Raw genomic sequence first — 17720 nt, 5'->3', positions numbered from 1 at the left:
TTTCGTCTTTTGGGAAAAGGGTGATGGACATCAGAGAGAGTCGATGCCCATCCTACCTACTTCACCAGATGACAGGCAACGCTTGCGCCACTTGCCTTGAGCTCAAGAGGGGGCACTGTTGTTTTGCAAATGTCTTCAGCGTAGGAGCAACGTTTATGGAAGGCACAGCCAACAGATTTGCTGGTGATACTTGGCATTGAGCCAGGAATCTGATTGAGTCTTTCTCGGCGGGAAACATTTTGTGGTAGAGCCGCCAGTAGCCCCTTGGTATATGGGTGTTGAGGTCGTACGCCGATGTCTTTGGTGGAGGCTAGCTCAACGATATTGCCCGCATACATTACAGCTACCCGTTCCGCTACCTGAGAGACAACGGCAAGATCGTGGGTGATGAGGATCAGGGCCATATTTTCGGATTCGCAGAGCTCAAGAAGCAGTTCCATGATATCTGCCTGGATGGTTACATCAAGGGCGGTGGTGGGCTCATCGGCTATGATCAGTGACGGTGAGGTCAGCAGGGCAATGGCAATAACAATACGCTGACGCATCCCACCTGAAAATTCGTGTGGGTACTGACTTAAACGTTTTTCCGGGGAGGGGATTGCCACCTTGCGCAACTTCTCCAAGGCAATTGCTTCAGCCTCTTTTTTGGAGATATTTTTATGGGCAAGGAGGGTTTCAATCATCTGGGTGCCGACGGTGAGCACTGGATTCAGGGTCATCATCGGATCCTGGAAGATCATACTGATACGGTTACCCCGAATTTGTCGTATTTCCTCGGGGCCTAGCTTGGTCAGGTCTCTTCCCTCAAAGAGGACGGCGCCGCCGGAGACGAAACCCGGTTTACTGATCAGGTTGATGATGCCAAAACCGGTAACCGATTTTCCTGCCCCTGATTCACCGACAAGACCAAGTCTCTGGCCACGATCAAGGTCAAAGGAGATGCCATCAACGGCAGTAAATATTTTTTCTCTCAGTTTGAAATCAACCTTAAGTCCTTGGACTGAGAGGAGTGTATGCTTATTCACTGTCTACTCCTTGTACATTTTTGGGTTGAGAAAATCACGTAACCAATCACCAAGTAGGTTGATGGAGAGGATGAGAACAACAAGGCAGATACCGGGGAAAAGGGTGATCCACCATGAGCCGCTGAAAATATAGTCGAAACCGGATTTAATCAGGGAGCCCAGAGAGGGTCGGGTTACAGGCATACCAAGGCCGATAAAGGAGAGCGCTGCCTCACTCATGATGGCGTTTGCCACCTGCACGGTGGAGATGACCAGAACAGAGGTCATGGTATTGGGCAGGATATGGCGCCACATGATTCGGTTGGAGCTGAGGCCCACAACCTTGGCTGCTTCGACGTATTCCTTCTTCTTTTCAGCCAGTACTGAGGCACGAACGGTACGGGCATACTGGGGCCATTCTGCAAAACCAATGATGAAGATGAGGATGGGGATGGCGTACTGCTCATAAAAGCCCATGCCGAATATGCCCTGGGAAATTGCCCCGAAGAAAATGGCAACCATATAGGTTGAAAAGGAGAGTTGGACGTCGGCCATTCGCATGAGGAGGGTATCAATTTTCCCTCCCTTATAGCCGGCAACCAAACCGACCATAATACCGATGATGGATTGAAGTATAACCGCCCCGAGGCCAATGAGAATAGAGACTCGCATACCGTACATCATGGTGGAGAGCATACCGCGTCCCTGGGAGTCGGTACCGAGGAGGAAGTTTGCATCTCCCTCGTCTAGCCAAATAGGTGGAAGCTCCGAGTCCATGATGTCAATGCTGGCCGGATCATAGGGGTTATGGGGCGAGAGGATTGGCGCTCCAAAGCTCAGTACCACAAGGATGGCCAGTACCGCAAAGCTGGTGAGGGCCATAGGGTCACGGAGGAAATGGTAGAGGAAATCAGACTCTTTAAACTGTTTTAACTTACTCATTATTTCCTCCCTGCTACGCGAATGGTGGGGTTAACAAAACCATAGATAAGGTCAACAAATGTATTGACCACCACAAAAATCAAACCGACAAAGACCAGGTAGGCGACCATGAGTGAGGTATCAGCACGTTCTACAGACTCGATAAACATAGAGCCCATTCCCTGCCACTGAAAGACCGTTTCTGTTAAAATGGTAAAGGCAATAAGGGTTCCTAATTGTACACCACCTACGGTGATAACGGGGAGGAGGGTGTTTTTGAAGGCGTGAACGAAGAGTACTCGGCTTGGCTTTAAACCCTTTGCTCGGGCAAATTTAACATACTCTGTTTGCAGCGATTCCTGCATCTCTGCCCGAATGAGACGGATAAAGAGGGGGAGCATGATGGCGGTCAGGGATATGGTCGGCAGGACCAGGTGTCGTAGGCCGTCCAAGGTGAAAAACCCTGATTCCCAGCCGGGGAAGATTTCTACCAGGTCACCTCGTCCATAGGATGGAAGCCAACCGAGCCCTACAGAAAAAACATATATAAGAAGAATTGCCGTCAAAAAGACGGGAATTGAAACACCAACGATACTGGCTCCCATAAAAAAACGGGAGAGGGTCGACCTTGGGTAGACGGCGGCATAGATTCCCAGAGGAATAGAGAGAAAAATGACCAGGATAGAGGTGGAAAAAACCAGCTCCATGGTGGCCGGGGCCTTACTCATGATGACGTCAACGGCGGGTTTTTTGAAATAAAAAGAGTTGCCCAAGTCTCCCTGGATGGCCTTGCCGACAAAGCGGGTCCATTGCACCATAAAGGGGTCGTTGAGGCCAAGATCTTCACGTAGAGCTTCACGCTCGGCAGCGGATACGGATACGCCGGTAATTTCACGGACAGGATCACCTACATTTTGCTTGATGGCAAAACCAATCACGCTGATGACGAGCATGACGAAGAGGGCCTGAGTGAACCGGCGGATAAAGAATGCTATCATGGTTTTTTATTTGGTTTTTGCAAAAAATGCTGTGCCGCACAGGCTGCGTTCAGCTTTCCCGCTTGATTTTTCCCGCTCCCGTGGAGTGAGTGCTTGTGTAAAACCTTCTCGGGAGGCCTTATGCTTTTTGAAAGTTTCATGCAATTCTAATTGTAGCTTTTGGAGAGGGGATTTATATCTGTTTAGCTACAGAAAACGGCCTGGTAAGAGTGGATCTTACCAGGCCATTTAAGGTGCAAAAATCGTCAGTAACGTTTGCAAACAGTTTTGTCTTTGCAAGGAGTTTAGTCCATATTGAGGTCACCGAAATATGGGTAGTTCATTACATTAACAATATCTTTTGCATTGGTAAGCTTCTCGCTTGCTGCCCAGGAAAGCATCTGCCAGTGAAGGGTGATGCCTGCTGCGTCCTTATAGAGAATTCTTTCAATCTCCTTAAGGTCTTCCGCCCGCTTGACAAGATCAGTCTCTGTTTGAGAGGCGAGGGTAAGTTCATCTACCTTGGGATTACAATAAGAGCCGCTATTGTACTGTCCGTAACCGGTCTCTTTGTTGCGACACATATAGAGGAATTCGAAAAAGTTGGCGCTGTCCTCGGTATCTGCGTGCCAGCCAAGCATTTGAATGTCAGCTACCTGAGCATCGAACTTATCCCAATATTGGGCCTTAGGCATGGTCTGCAGCTCAACCTTGATGTTGATCTTGGCAAGCATGGAGGTAACTGCTTCAGCAATCTTATCGTCATTGACGTAACGATTATTAGGAGTGATCATGGAGATGGTAAAACCCTTCTCATATCCAGCTGCTTTCATCAGGGACTTGGCCTTCTTCAGGTCGTAGCGAGGCTGGAGTGCTGAATCGTGACCGGCATAACCCATGGGCGAGGTTTGTCCGGCCGTGGTAGCACGGCCCTTCATGATCTTCTGAACGATACCTGTATTGTTTATCGCAAGGACAATTGCCTGACGAACACGAACGTCCTTGAATTCAGGGCGACGTTCCTGGTTCATCTGCAGGGTAATGATGCGGGTACCAGGAAGAGAGATAAGTTGGAGATCTTTTTGGCTTTCTATTCTCTTGAAATCCTGTGGTGGTACGGGCATAATGAAGTCTACATCGCCGGAGAGAAGTGCTGCCATGCGGGTAGCATCTTCACTGATAGGGGTAAGGATGATTTCATCAATGTTACCACTGTTTTTATCCCAGTATTGTGGGAATGCTCTAAGAACCCATTTCTGACCTGGTTCGCGCTCTATTACCTGGTATTTACCGGTGCCGGATTCGAATTCATTGGCAAAGGAGTAGTCAGTTTTTACGATAAGGCTCTTGTCGCGTCCCTTCTCATCTTTTCCACTGTAGAATACGGAATCCATAGGAAAGATGTAGGTACACATGTTGAGGGTAAGGCCATAAGGTTGCTTGGTCTTGATGTCAATTGTGTAATCATCAACAATAACGGGGTCTGCGAAGGGTTCAAAGAGTGCTTTGAAATCAGCGCTGCCCTGGAGGCGTTTGATGGTCCAGGCAACGTCTTTTGCGGTAAAAGGATTTCCGGAGTGAAATTTTACACCTTGGCGAAGATGCATACGGAGGGTAAGTGGGTCAATACGTTCCCATTTTGTGGCAAGACGTGCCTCGAACTCCATGTCCTGGGTCCAACGAACCAGCGGATCGAAAACCATGTGAGAGTATTGGACCATTCCACCTGAGAGTTGGACGTGGGGATCAAGAGATACTGGATCCGCATCCATTGCCAGCCTCATGGTCTTGGCCTGTGCTGTTACGGTAAGTAACATGAAAGATGCCAAGAATAATAGGGCGATTTTTTTCACTTTGTTCTCCTTGTATTTCGTTTTTTAGCTGTCAGTAAAGGGCTTAGCAGAAAAGACATTCTAGGCTGTATACTGCGTTAGGCGATGATTTTCAATGTTAATGTATGGCTTTCATCTATTTGCCTGTTGAACGATATCAGGGGTTTTGCTGTATGCTTTGCTGATTATGCAGGGGAGTGACTATTTGAAATTATGTGTTTAAGATCTGTGCTGTTGTTTTTCTGTATTCGCAACGGGGAATTTGTTACGAAGTATCCTTAAAAAAAATAAAGGGGAGGAGAGTATGGATGGTAAGCGTCGGTTTAGCCGAATGTTTTTTTGGGGAACAGGTGAAATTTCGCTGGCTGGGGTGATATATCCTGTGGATGAAATATTTGACCTTGCCCTCGGAGGCTGTCAGCTGGTTACAGCCGCAATCCTACCGGAAGATGAGGATATTTTGCTGAAAATGCATCTTGGTGGCGGTAGCCTTGTGGTGGATGTGGTAGGCCATGTTGTTTGGGTAAAGGAGGGGAGACTTGGTTTTCGTTTTACCTCCGTCTCGCCGGAATCTCTTGGCCATATAAAGAATATTTTGGTCTATAATGCTGAAGATCCTGAAGAGACAGAGCGAGAAATTAAAGGTCATCTGGGCATTAACTGATCAGGGCCATCTCTGCTAAAGCAAAGGGGCAGGGGCTTTCTCTTCCCGCCCCTATTTTTATTGTTTGTGGATGTAGGTGCCCACATGCTCGCCGGCTAAGGCTCTTGTTATGTTTCCAGGAACTGTGCCATTGATAATTTGAACTTTATCAATAACTTCACTGTTCTGAATGATTTCCAGACATGGTCTTTCGATGACAAGATCGTCCTGACCACTGTCCAGTAGGTCTTGAGCTCCTATTTCCCCAATAAAATCGGCCTTGGGATTTTTTTTAGGGTCATCCGTGTAGAGGCCATTTTCATCTTTGATAAAGAGTATGTTGCGGGAGCCGATCAGGTCGGCGAGAATGATAAGGCCGACATCGGTGCGATGGATGGGGATACGTCCCACCTTGGGTTTGATGGCAAAATAATCATAGGGAGGCATGCCGGCCATGACGGGGATGATTCCATCCTTGAAGTATGTGGGTAATTTGACAATATCGGAGTGGGAAATCTGGGTACCTCCCCAAGGTGAGAGCAGGGTAGCTACCATAAGGGCATTTTGTTCTGAGACCATGCTGCCAAATTTAGCAATAACGCCCGTGGGCATCCCCATCTCAAGACCGATGGTGTAGATATGTCTGCTACGTGTGCCTCCACCGGTGGTAAGGAGCATCTTGTGCTCAGCGCGATTTGCGGCAATTTCTTTGAGGACTCCTGGTAGGGCCTTTGTGCCTCTATCGCAAATCGATTGTCCGCCAATCTTCATCACAGCTACATCGGGGTAGAGCCGCTCCTGCGGAGCAATATCGAGGTTTTTGATAAATTCTTTACTGACCAGACTCTCTCCCATCAGAGAACTTTTGACGTGTAGTCTTTTGCCGTCTTTTTCTCGAACCAATGCCATGGGCTTCTCCAGTTAAATATTGTTGGCTATCTGTGCTTTTCGCCACGTTTAAGGGCTATGAGCTTTGCCCCCACTGCCTGGGCAATTTGTTTGAGCTCGGTCTGGCGAAAATGCTCCCCATATACCTTGAGGTCAACGCCACTGACGGCGATTATACGATAGCGCGGGGTTTTTGTTTTTTCTTTAGCCTTTTGTCGTTCTCGGTAAAAAATTTTTCCAGCCATGACAAGCCTCCATAAAGATGTTGTTTTTTGTTAAAATGATATGTTTATTGTAAGAAGTATCACCTGTAAGGCAAGGACAGTTCTGATGAATTTCAACTATAGTCTATATAATATCAAGAAGTGGTGCTTGGTGTCGAGGGAGATTCGCTAGTGGAAGAAAAAATAGGACAAGACTCAAAGGATAGGGTGAAGGCCGCCCGTGTTTCATTGGTGGCCAGTTTTTTTATTATGTGTTGCAAGTTCGCGGCCTTTATTGTCTCAGATTCACAGGCCATTTTCTCTGATGCTGCGGAGAGTACCGTTAATGTGGTGGCTGCCCTGTTGGCACTCATTATCATTACCATGGCCATGAAGCCAGCTGATGATCGTCACCCCTACGGTCACGGCAAGATGGAGTTTTTTTCAGCGGCCTTTGAGGGAGGGTTGATTACCTTTGCTGCCTTGGCAATTTTAGTAAAGGCGGTAAATGCCCTGTTTTATGGGCAGGAGATAAAAGAGCTTGGGTATGGACTCCTGCTTATTGGCTTTGCCGGTCTTTTGAATTTGTTTTTGGGGCTTTATCTTAAAAGGGCTGGAAAGGCTAGCAGGTCTAAGGCACTGCTTGCCAGTAGTGCCCATGTCTTATCTGATCTGTGGACAAGTGTGGGGGTTATTGCCGGCCTTCTTCTCTATCTCTTGACAGGATGGGCCTGGGTTGATCCCGCCATCGCCATTGTTGTTGCCCTGTTTCTTACCTATACGGGTTTTTCAATCGTTCGAGACTCTTTTAGCGACCTGCTTGATACAAGGGATGAAGAGCTGATCTCTCATTTGGCTGAATTGGTTAAAAGGGATCGTTTCCCGGGGATAGTTCAGGTCCATCATGCCCGTATTCTTCGTTCGGGTGCCTTTCATCATATTGATGCCCATCTGGTGGTGCCGGAATATTGGGATATTTCCGAGGTACACATCCAATCGGAGATTTTCACTAAAAGGTTGATGGCGGATTATGACTATAGGGGAGAGATCTGTTTTCATCTTGATCCCTGCCGGCGAGCCTACTGTGTCTCCTGTGATTATCTGGACTGTATAATTCGGAAGGGAGACTACCAATGTTGCAATGTTCTGTTGCTCGATGAGTTTTTAAGTCCCGAGGAGCCGGGGAACGTTATGGAGTAGGCTACGTGACGCCCAAGGCCTCCATAGAGGAGGACTTTTGAGTGTCGGTATCTATTGACCGCAACAGCGTTTTCGCATGGGTGGCGGTGGTGGGGTAGTGACCTTGTTGATTCTCTCTTTTTTGCCAATGAGGTGAAGGAGACCGTATACGGATGCCAGAATCAGGCAGGCCAGAAGGATGTATAAAATATTATGTCCCTCGGCTATTTGGTAGAAGAGAGTGGCCACGGACCAGGCAAGCATGGTGCAGTATGTGGCCATTATCATGGTGTAGAAGCCACCCATTTCCTGTTTTGCTACTCCGATCACGGCCAGGCAGGGGAAGTACATCAGGACAAAGAGGAGATAGGCAAAGGCAGAAAAAACGGTGAAGTTTGCCGCGATATGTTTGTAGACATCGGTGCTTGCCCCCGTCTCTTCGCTGATAGTTTTTTGATCCTCATTGATAATGCCAATTCCCAATAGATCAAAAGAGCTGACAACTCCCACCATTCCTTCTCCTACGGAGGTGAAGGCTTTAGTGATTGAACCTGCAACGTCGAGTTTTGCGGGAGCCTGTTCTGTGGTAGCTTCGGCAAGATCGGTCATATCGACAGAGGCATAGAGGGAGTTAATGGTGCCGACGATAGCTTCCTTGGCAAAGAGGCCCGTGAAGAGGGCAACGGATGCTGGCCAATTATCTCTTTGGATACCCATTGGTTCGAAGATCGGAGTAATAGCCTTGCCGGCATGGGCCAGAATGGAGGACTGTGAGTCCTCATTGCCAAAGGTCATTTTGCCATCTTCAATACCAACGGAGTTGACTAGGCTGAGACAAAATACTGCTAGAACAACAATGACTCCTGCCTTGCCGATAAAATTTTTCAGTCGTAACCAAGCGCTTAACAGGACAGCGCCCACCTGGGGCTTGTGATAGAGCGGCAGGTCCATGACGAAATGGGATGAGGCTCCCTTAAAGAGGGTGTTCTTTAGGAAAAAACCGGTCAGAATAGCCATAAAAAGCCCGGTGATGTAGATCATAAAGACTGCAAGGCCGGAGTATGCACCGAAGAGGGCTGAACAAAAGAGAGCGTATACCGGCAGACGAGCACCGCAGGACATAAATGGTGCCATAAAGATGGTCATATAGCGGTCGCGTGTTGTCGTCAGGGTACGTGCTGCCATAATAGCAGGGACTGTACAGCCAAAGCCTACTATCATGGGGATGAAGGCAGAGCCGGGGAGGCCTATTTTGCGCATAAATCGGTCGGCAACAACGCCTACCCGTGACATATAGCCAAGATTTTCCAGGATGGCCAAGGCAAGAAACATAAAGAAAACAACGGGGATGAAGGTAGCAACGGTTTGGCAACCGGTGCCTAATCCTCCTGCAATCATAACGATGAGCCACTCGGGTGCATGTACTGTGTTGAGCATTGCCGTGGGCACCTCAATAAAGAGGAGGCCGCCCATTATATCGAAAAAATCGATAAAAACCGAGCCAACCCCAATGGCAAACCAAAAGGTGACAAACATGGAGAGCAAAAATATTGGAATGGCCGCAAAGCGGTTCATGACAATATTGTCTATTCTATTGGTTATGCTATCTTTTTTGTCTTTTTTCTCTTTTGCAATCAGATTATATATTTTATCAATATGGGCATATTTTTTGACCGTGTCCATTACCTCGGCGCGGGATGCGTGCGAGTCATGCTTGGGGAGTTTTGCCGCCGCTATTTCTACACGTTTGACGGCTTTTTGCACGGATTTTGGACATACGGCAATTACTGGGATGACGGGGACGCCAAGCTCTTCGCTGAGTTTATTTACGTCAATGTCAATACCTTCAGACTTGGCAACATCGAGCATATTAAGGAGGATAATTATCTGACTTGTTCTCTCCTTGAGATCCATGGTCAGATAAAGATTTCTGGAAAGGTTACTGGCGTCAACAACGTTGAGGATGAGGTCGTATTCTCCCTCTCGAATAACACGCTCTGCAACTTTTTGATCTTCTGTGTCAGGACTGAGATTGTATGTTCCAGGAAGGTCAACAAGTTCAACCTTGCTTCCCCTTAAAGAAAAACTACCCTCAACTTTTTCAACGGTTACTCCCGGCCAGTTGCCAACCGTTTGCTTTGCCCCTGTCAAGGAGTTGAACAGGGTTGTCTTGCCGCAATTGGGAACGCCGGCGATGGCAATCCTTCCTATTTTGTGCATCTATTTTTTCCTTACAAAAACTTGTTGGGCTTCTTTCTTTCTTAGGGCAATACGGCTCCCCCGTATCTGGATAATAATGGGGTCGCTGAGGTTTACTGGAGCAAGTTCGATGGCGGTTCCTTCAACAAAACCCATCTTAAAGAGCTTTTCTGCGTAATCTGAATCGCTGTCGGCAAATCCTGAAACTTCGTAGGTGTTTCCATGACAAATATTTGCAAGATGTATGCTTTTCGCCATTCTGTTCTCCCGGGGGTACTGATAGTGTATGGAGCCTGGATGTCCTCGTAAGTGAGTTTGGCAAACATACTGTGTTTAGCGGGCTCTGTCAATGTTTAGCTTGCCTAAAACGTACCTCTTCCCGAGAGCAGATCAGGTGCCTTCCGGGCAGGTTTAGGCTTGTGGTGTTTTGTCGAAAACGGTGAAAAATATACTCATTTTATGGTAGGTATGGTTCATGGGGATAAGACCTTGTTTTTTGTTCTGATCTACTTTTCTGCAGGTGAAAAATGGAAATTGTTTATCCTCTGTGGAGCCAGGGTAAGGATTGCGCCCACACTGTTCCCTGCGTTTAGTGCGGTTTTGTTTACAATTTACTGGTAGAGAGAGGGGGCGACCTGTGCGGTAAGGTTTGTGCCAATCTTTAACCTTTCTAACAGGCTTTTGCCTGTTGTTTATATGCCTTTGAGGTTATTTATGGAATTTATAGATTCGGGTCTTTTTTGGCTGGTAATAGGCGGTATGCTTCTTCTTATGGGGCTTGCCACTCCAGGATTGGTGCTTTTTTTCTTTGCTGTCGGGGCTACTAGTGTAGCAGCATTAAATTGGCTCTATCCGGTCAATATGGTTTGGCAATTGGTGATCTTTCTGTTGCTCTCCCTCTTTCTTCTTGGTTCCTATAGGAAAATTTTTAAGGGAAGTTTTTTTGCAGGTGATGAGGTGGATGAGGTCGTGGTCGAGGTGGGTGCACGTGGGGAAGTTGTAGCCCTTATTGCCCCTCCTGCCGTCGGCAGGGTAAAGATTTTGGATCATGTTTGGCAGGCCACGGCCGATATTTTTATCGAAGAGGGGCAGACTGTTTATGTGGTGAGGCGTGATGGTCCCGTTCTGCACGTAGGTAAATAATTTATTAAATATAAGAGATTGTCCTCCTTGGTGAGGGTGGCGGTTTGGGAGAGATTGGGATCTAAAACAGAAAAACCTGCCCTTTTTGTAGGAGCAGGTTTTTTTTCTTTGGTCGTATCGCCGAGGTGATCTTTTTTGCTCCTGTCTATAAAAAGTAGAGAAAAAAATATGGTAAATCGTCAACGAATCTGGGCGCATATCTTGATGCTCCTCTCCTCCTGCTTTGTCGCAACATCCTTTATCGCCGGTGAGATGGTCGCAGGGCAAATCGATCCGGGGCTTCTTACCTTGGTGCGCTTTACGGTGGCGGCTCTTATTGTCCTTCTCGTTGTCGGCTTGCGTTCCGACCTCTCCTTTTCCCTCTCCCTTTTTTTTCGTTCCTCTCTGGTCAGTGGCTGTCTGGTTGGCTTTTTTTGGCTAATGTTTTTCAGCCTTCGCTATACAACGGCCTTTAATACCAGTGTCATCTTTGCCGTAACACCTCTTTTTTCCTATTTTTATTCGATGATTTTGCTGGGGGAAAGATTTTCGCTGGCGAAGCTACTTGCCCTGCTCTGTGGTGGGATTGGTGCCCTATGGGTTCTCTGTCAGGGTGACCTCTTCTTTTGGCAACATTTGAGTTGGAATAAGGGTGATCTTATCTTTCTCTCCGGCTGTCTCTTGATGGGATTCTACTCCCCGTTTATCAAAATCTGCCAGAGGGGGGAATCGGCCCTGCTGATGACATTCTGGATTCTGGTGACGGGGGCCTGTTGGCTGCTTCTCCTTAATTTCCGTCTGGTCTTTACCTATAGCTGGTCGGCTGTTCCCGGCAGTTGCTGGGGATGGATTCTCTACCTGGCAATTTTTGCCACAATAGTGACCTTCTATTGTAATCAGATCGCTGTGTCGGTGATCGGACCAATCAGGGCCGCATCCTATAGCTATCTCTATCCAGTCATTGTTGTTTTCCTCAACTTATTTATGGGTAAGGGCCTGCCCCATTATCAGATATTGCCGGGACTGTTTATTGTGATAGCTGCCATGTATTTGATTCAAAGAGGTGGGACTGAACTAGAGGAACGTGCAGAGAGGCAATAAAAAATAGGGAGACCAACAGAAAGAGTCCCCAAGTTTCATATCCAGTAGGACAGAATAGATTCAATTATGGTATCCATCGCTGAAACCCTTAGGGCCTGTCAGAAAATAACATGAATATCTTGCATCTCAGCTTCGGGTCATCTTCGACCGCTTCTCAATCGCAAAGTCCTCGATGTAGCCCTGCTCCATCTGCGGTTTTGCTCAATCGGCGCGGCCAAATCTGACCCAAGCCTGAGCGAAATTTTGGCCATCTTATTTTGCAACAGACCTTTATTTGTTGGACTTATGATCTTTCCCTGGCCCTATGACAGGCAGCGGTGAAGAGAACATCCGTTGAGCTGTTCAAGCCAGTCTCAGCTGAATCCTGAATAACACCAATAATAAAACCTACACCTACAACCTGCATTGCCACATCGTTTGAAATACCGAAGAGGCCACAGGCAAGGGGGATGAGGAGCAGGGATCCACCGGCAACCCCGGATGCTCCGCAGGCAGAGATTGCTGCCACAACACTGAGAAGGAGGGCGGTGAACATGTCCACCTGGATACCCATGGTGTTTACCGCAGCAAGGGTAAGGACAGTGATGGTGATGGCCGCTCCTGCCATGTTGATGGTTGCTCCCAGTGGGATAGATACAGAGTAACTGTCCTCGTGGATGTTGAGCTTCTCACAGAGGGTCATATTTACTGGAATATTTGCGGCACTTGAGCGAGTGAAAAATGCGGTCACCCCACTTTCACGCAGACAGGTGAAGACAAGTGGATATGGGTTTTTTCTGATCTTGATAAAGACCATGAGCGGGTTAATGACAAGGGCAACAATTGCCATGGAGCCAAGAAGCACGCCAAGAAGACTTGCGTATCCACCAAGGGCCGAAAATCCTGTCTCGGCAATGGTGTTGGCGACAAGGCCAAAGATACCGATTGGGGCAAGGCGGATGATAAAACGGACAATAAAGGAGACACCGTGACTCATGTCGCTCAAAACATCCTTGGTGTTCTGTGAGGCATGGTGAAGGGCAATACCAAGGCCGATGGCCCAGGCAAGAATACCAATGTAGTTTGCGGTCCTCAGAGCGTTTATCGGATTGTCCACTATTTTGAAGACAAGGGTCCTTAGTACCTCAATGATTCCCTGGGGGGGGGCTGCACCTTCGGCGCCTGTCACCAGGACAAGTGTTGTGGGGAAGGCAAAACTCATGGTGACTGCGGTAAGAGCAGCCAGTAGGGTGCCAATGAGGTAGAGGCTGATGATTGGCCTCATATTGGTGTTGCTGCCCTTTTTCTGATTGGCAATAGAAGATGCCACAAGAACAAACACTAAGATTGGGGCTACGGCCTTAAGTGCTCCAACAAAGAGGCCACCAAGGGTGGCTGCTGATTTTGCAAGATCGTGGGAGACTGTAGCAAGGATTATACCTGCGGCAATACCAAAGATAATTTGTAACACGAGGTTAGCATTTATTATCCGAGAAAAAAGAGAGTTGTTCTGTTCCATACCGAATTTTTCCTTTAATCTTGTCCTAAGTGAGTAACACTGCCTTTCTGGCAGCATCTGTTAATGAATTATTCTCATAAATAATTATAGATCTATATACTACGTGTTTCATTTCTGTAAACAGAAGAGTGAGAAAGGGTAAAACGATTGCTAGGAAAAGGAGATCTCTTTTTCAGCAAGGGCAAAAATTGCTTGATTCGCAATTGTTAGTCCGAAAATTGCCGGAATTGTTGGAGTAGAACCAAGGATATTACGTGAACGCCCCAAACTCTTGTCGTTGGGCTCGTCTGCGCCTTCGTTACCGTAGTTGAAGTTCACCGCCTCGTGGGAGTATACGCAGAAGATGCCCTCCCCTATACCCCGGTTGCGCAGACGTTTGCGTAGCTGTTTGGCCAGAGGGCAACCGCGGGTGTCGAAAATGTCTCCGTAGGTTATTTTTGTTGGATCTGTGCGCAGGGCGGCCCCCATGGACGAGATAGTGGGGATCTTGTGCCGAAATGCTGCCTCAAGTAGACATGTCTTTGGGTTGAGGGCGTCGATGGCATCGATGAGAAGATCCGGTTTGGGGTCAAGAATCTTATCTATGCTCTCCTGATTGGCAAAGAGCGGCAGTATTTCAACCTTACACTGGGGGTTGATCTGGTAGATGCGCTCTTGGGCAAGTTCTACCTTCAATCTTCCCACCGTGGAGTCAAGGGCAAGCAGCTGTCGATTGATGTTACTGGGGTCAATCCGGTCAAAGTCAACCAGGCGTAAATGGCCAATGCCTGAGCGGGCAAGTCCCTCCATGGCATGACCGCCAACGGCACCGATGCCGACGATGGTGACGCTACGTGCTGCCAGTCTTTCCACTCTTTTTTCGCCTATTAGTGCCTTTAATCGTGAAAATCGATCCATTTTTCCAGGTTTGTTCACAGAGTTCCTTTACTGAGATATGACGGGCCTTAGCAACTTTTTCATAGAGTAATATAATGTGTTCTATTGTGGCCTTTTGTTTTGTAGCCTTGTCTTGTACCTGATAGCTCAGGTCTGTTTCAAGAAGAATATGTTCAAGGGGTGTCTGCAGCATAACCTCAAAGCTTTTTTTCTGGTTGAGGTTTTGCAGAGAAAAGGAGATGGAGGCGCCAAGGCGAATCAGCCTCTGCATTGTCTCCACTGAACCAGAATAGGAGTGGAAGAGGAGGGGCGTACCCTGTTTTTGGCCCCGCGCATCCTGCAGCATGTTAATTGTCCTTTCCCACCTTCCCAAGCAGTGTATTGATATTGGTCGCCCATGGCGATAGGCAATTTCTAACTGATCTTTGAATACCGATTCCTGAGTCTCTGTCTCGGTACGGCATTTTTTGTCGAGGCCTATTTCACCAATGGCGCAGCCCGTTTCCCTGCTTATCCTCTCCAGTCTCTCCTGCCAGCCCGGGGTTGCATGTGCTGCATACCAGGGATGGATGCCAAGAAAGGGAGTCACGGCCTGCCACCTCTTGCCTGCCTGGATGGCCCCTGCCCATTCCTCTTCCTCGGCGGTATTGGCAAAGAGGCGCTGAATGTTGAGATTTAGGGCCTTGCTGACAATATTGTCTATATCTTCCTGGCTGAGATGACTGAGGTGAAGGTGGCTGTCCTGAAAGTCCGTGCTATGAGACATTTTTTCCTCTTGAGTTCTGGTCGCCAGAAATAGAAATTGTTTGCCATCGGGGAGGGGGGTAGAGGAAGGTTGCCAGTTAGCTGCTTCCTCTGTCCCCTTTGTCGGGGTTTGAGCTAGTACTTTTCATCTATCCACATCGATTTGTTGAAGCCGAGGACACGGTTGCGGCCCTGCTCTTTTGCCTTATAGAGGGCAACGTCGGCGAACTTGATAACCTGATACAGCTTGCTGGCATCCTTGGGGAAATTAGCAGTCCCTATGCTGATGGTCTTTTGGATCTGTTTGCCACCGGGCAGGGTAAGTGGTGTCTTCTCTACAGCAGCCCTGATCTTTTCTCCTACTATTTCGGGGGCGCTTGCCTCGCTGATATTGTGGAGGATGATGAGAAATTCCTCTCCTCCATAACGGATGGTGAGGTCCTGCTCGCGGATTACCATTTTTAATATTTTGGCCAGTTGGCGGAGGACGCTGTCGCCAGCCTGGTGTCCCTCTTCATCGTTTACCATCTTGAAGTGATCAATGTCAGCCATGATAAAGCCGACTTGTTGTGGCTCACGTTTATGGAGAACTTCGAGATGTTTTAAATATTCATCCATAAAACGGCGATTATGGCAGCGAGTGAGTGGATCTTTCAAAGATTGAGCCTTGGTCGCCTCAAGGAGTTGCAGTGATGAGAGTATGGGGGCTGTCTCATCTAAATATTTTTGTATGATAACGATTTCGCGTTGGGTGACCGACCATTGGTTGCGGTTTGTGGTAAAGGTGAAAATTGCTCCCACCCTTCCATGCATGACCATTGGCAGGCAACAGCGAATTTCCATCTCATTTTCCAGGCCGAAGAAGGGACAGAGGTGGGGGTTGTTGTTGGAGCAGACCATTTCTGCTGTTCGTCTTGCCCGACAGAGGGAGCAGTCAAAGAAAACAGAATTATGGCTCTCTGTTATGTTTTGCCTGGAGATAACAGGTGTCATTCTGTTTTCAGTGCTATCTACCTTCAGCAGGTTGAACTTATGAAGATGGAAGTGCTGTTGGAAGACATATTCCAGCTGTTTGTATATCTCCTCTTGGTTGCTGGCTCCCTGAACGTCGTGACTATAGACTGTTAGTCTTGCCATATGCTCAAGATAACTTGATATATCATCGAGCCCTGGTTTTTCATTGGGAGTGCTTTTGTAGACATCGGCGAGGAGATTGGAAACATCTCCCAGAAAGTCGCTCCACAGGCCCATGATGGTATTTACAATCTGCTTGATCTCCGTTATTTCATCTCCGCGTTGTGTCTCGTAGACAGGACAGTTTGTGCAGTGTTTGTATTGGTTTAAAAAAATGCAGGCACCTCTGTTGGCGGGAGAAATGGCCTCATCTCCGGTTTCCAGATAGCAGATTTTGCTTGGTTCTTGGTAGACAGGACACTCTTTGTGGGAGCAGTTTAACATTTCCCGGCAGTGAACGGGCTTGAGGTTGAAGCGTTCGCTAAAATCATTGGAGTGCGATGAGATAAGTGATTTTTTGATCTGCTTCAGGCAGTCACGGATCATATTGACATTCCAAAAGATAGAGAGGAAGACCAGACTTACACCGATGACGGTGGTGAAAAAGAGGATGTAGATGGTCTTTTCTGCCTGGCTTAAGAAGGCCTTGCCGTCAAAGTTAATCTGGGTGGTGCCAATTTCTTTGCCATCGTAGGCCATAAGGGGAACTATTTTGGTGTAGATGGACTTGGAGGGTAAGGTTGTGGGGGCTGAGTTGGTTTGATCGGGAATCCCCCAGCTCATAGCAATGCGCTCTTTTTTGCCGGTGGCCTTTGGTGTCTTTTCTTGATCGGTGCTTATGATGAGGCTAAAATTATGGGAGATTGTCTGGTCCAGATTGAGCTTGAGTGTTTCTAAGGGGCGTGTCGCCAGGGCAAAGCCAATGAGCTGCCCTTGGTAAGTAATAGGTACACTTGCCGTAAAGACTATTTTCCCCGAGCTCTTTTTAAGTCCTGCTGCTGGCTGTAAAGATGTTTTGCTTGCCTTGAGTAGAGGAAACTCATCGGCTCCTCTTGCTGGGATGTTGGTCTGGGCTTGGAAAAATGGTTTAAGGGTTGGGGTGAATATCTGAATCTGTGTTGGTGAGCGTTTACTGAGAAGGGCAATTTTTTCCAGAGAGGTGAAAATCTTGTCGCCTAGGAGGTCAGGCTTATTTTGTCTGAGACTTTTCTGGACATCAGGATTGATACTGATATAGCTTGCCTCTTCCAGAAGCTGTGAGGAGATATGAGTCGTTGCCTGGGAGAGGAGGATGGTGAAATTGTCTATTCTTGTTTGGATGCTTTTTTCGGTACTGTGATGGAGGCTACTTGCTATGGCAAAGAGAGTGACCGATGCGCCAATAAGTAAAAGAAATCCAGTAGTATATGCCAGTCGTGCCCGAAGTCCCCAGCGTTCTGTATTTACTATTCGTTGCCATAAACGACCTGAGTGCATGAAACCTCCTTTTGGGGGCGGGTAAGGGGGGAGTAGATGTCAT

Annotated in this window: 16 protein-coding genes; 4 read left to right on the top strand and 12 right to left on the bottom strand. The window is 47.7% G+C overall.

Features of this window, described 5'->3' with window-relative positions:
* Nucleotides 1-56 precede the first annotated feature (56 nt).
* From DP_RS00760 to DP_RS00745, 4 genes are all read right to left on the bottom strand, one after another.
* On the bottom strand, nt 57-1025 hold the full coding sequence (locus DP_RS00760; protein ID WP_011187395.1) for an ABC transporter ATP-binding protein: 969 nt from the start codon (nt 1023-1025) through the stop codon (nt 57-59).
* Nucleotides 1026-1028: 3 nt separating this feature from the next.
* A complete protein-coding gene (locus DP_RS00755) occupies nt 1029-1946 on the bottom strand; it encodes an ABC transporter permease (RefSeq protein ID WP_011187394.1) in 918 nt (305 codons plus the stop codon).
* Complete coding sequence (locus tag DP_RS00750) at nt 1946-2923, bottom strand: ABC transporter permease (RefSeq protein ID WP_011187393.1); 978 nt, start codon at nt 2921-2923, stop codon at nt 1946-1948. Before DP_RS00750 ends, DP_RS00755 begins: the two co-directional genes overlap by 1 nt.
* A 284-nt stretch (nt 2924-3207) precedes the next feature.
* Complete coding sequence (locus tag DP_RS00745) at nt 3208-4719, bottom strand: ABC transporter substrate-binding protein (RefSeq protein ID WP_173362836.1); 1512 nt, start codon at nt 4717-4719, stop codon at nt 3208-3210.
* 319 nt (nt 4720-5038) lie between these two features.
* Here DP_RS00745 and DP_RS00740 point away from each other — a divergent pair, with 319 nt between their 5' ends.
* The gene (locus tag DP_RS00740) at nt 5039-5398 is read left to right on the top strand and encodes a PilZ domain-containing protein (protein WP_083818918.1); all 360 of its coding nucleotides are present in this window, start codon (nt 5039-5041) and stop codon (nt 5396-5398) included.
* A gap of 57 nt (nt 5399-5455) precedes the next feature.
* Here the strand turns inward: DP_RS00740 and DP_RS00735 are convergent, their stop codons facing one another.
* Together DP_RS00735 and DP_RS00730 are read right to left on the bottom strand one after the other, a co-directional pair.
* Nucleotides 5456-6286 (bottom strand): amino acid kinase family protein, encoded by an 831-nt coding sequence (locus DP_RS00735; protein ID WP_011187390.1) that lies wholly within the window; start codon nt 6284-6286, stop codon nt 5456-5458.
* Nucleotides 6287-6312: 26 nt separating this feature from the next.
* A complete protein-coding gene (locus DP_RS00730) occupies nt 6313-6510 on the bottom strand; it encodes a hypothetical protein (RefSeq protein WP_041277448.1) in 198 nt (65 codons plus the stop codon).
* A gap of 150 nt (nt 6511-6660) precedes the next feature.
* Between DP_RS00730 and DP_RS00725 the strand changes: the two genes are divergently transcribed.
* Nucleotides 6661-7668 (top strand): cation diffusion facilitator family transporter, encoded by a 1008-nt coding sequence (locus DP_RS00725; protein ID WP_041277447.1) that lies wholly within the window; start codon nt 6661-6663, stop codon nt 7666-7668.
* A 51-nt stretch (nt 7669-7719) separates the two neighbouring features.
* Here the strand turns inward: DP_RS00725 and feoB are convergent, their stop codons facing one another.
* Together feoB and DP_RS00715 are read right to left on the bottom strand one after the other, a co-directional pair.
* The gene (gene feoB / locus DP_RS00720; RefSeq protein ID WP_011187388.1) at nt 7720-9867 is read right to left on the bottom strand and encodes a ferrous iron transport protein B; all 2148 of its coding nucleotides are present in this window, start codon (nt 9865-9867) and stop codon (nt 7720-7722) included.
* On the bottom strand, nt 9868-10104 hold the full coding sequence (locus DP_RS00715; protein WP_011187387.1) for a FeoA family protein: 237 nt from the start codon (nt 10102-10104) through the stop codon (nt 9868-9870). It lies immediately after the preceding gene.
* 456 nt (nt 10105-10560) lie between these two features.
* Here DP_RS00715 and DP_RS00705 point away from each other — a divergent pair, with 456 nt between their 5' ends.
* Together DP_RS00705 and DP_RS00700 are read left to right on the top strand one after the other, a co-directional pair.
* Nucleotides 10561-10989 carry an NfeD family protein gene (locus tag DP_RS00705; RefSeq protein ID WP_041277446.1) on the top strand — a complete coding sequence of 143 codons (429 nt, stop codon included), beginning with the start codon at nt 10561-10563 and terminating at the stop codon, nt 10987-10989.
* 168 nt (nt 10990-11157) lie between these two features.
* A complete protein-coding gene (locus DP_RS00700) occupies nt 11158-12069 on the top strand; it encodes a DMT family transporter (protein ID WP_041277445.1) in 912 nt (303 codons plus the stop codon).
* A gap of 283 nt (nt 12070-12352) precedes the next feature.
* Here DP_RS00700 and sstT read toward each other — a convergent pair whose 3' ends face one another.
* From sstT to DP_RS16415, 4 genes are all read right to left on the bottom strand, one after another.
* Nucleotides 12353-13567, bottom strand: coding sequence for a serine/threonine transporter SstT (sstT, locus tag DP_RS00695; RefSeq protein ID WP_041277444.1), 1215 nt, complete (start codon nt 13565-13567; stop codon nt 12353-12355).
* 150 nt (nt 13568-13717) lie between these two features.
* On the bottom strand, nt 13718-14419 hold the full coding sequence (locus tag DP_RS00690; protein ID WP_265588575.1) for a tRNA threonylcarbamoyladenosine dehydratase: 702 nt from the start codon (nt 14417-14419) through the stop codon (nt 13718-13720).
* Nucleotides 14397-15209, bottom strand: coding sequence for a TatD family hydrolase (locus DP_RS00685; RefSeq protein ID WP_011187381.1), 813 nt, complete (start codon nt 15207-15209; stop codon nt 14397-14399). Before DP_RS00685 ends, DP_RS00690 begins: the two co-directional genes overlap by 23 nt.
* A gap of 113 nt (nt 15210-15322) precedes the next feature.
* The gene (locus DP_RS16415) at nt 15323-17677 is read right to left on the bottom strand and encodes a GGDEF domain-containing protein (protein ID WP_011187380.1); all 2355 of its coding nucleotides are present in this window, start codon (nt 17675-17677) and stop codon (nt 15323-15325) included.
* Nucleotides 17678-17720 lie beyond the last annotated feature (43 nt).

This window comes from Desulfotalea psychrophila LSv54 (assembly GCF_000025945.1).
In the GTDB taxonomy this organism is placed as follows: Bacteria; Desulfobacterota; Desulfobulbia; order Desulfobulbales; family Desulfocapsaceae; genus Desulfotalea; species Desulfotalea psychrophila.
The sequence above is the reverse complement of the archived record's forward strand: the minus strand, read 5'-3'. Positions and strand labels throughout refer to the sequence as shown.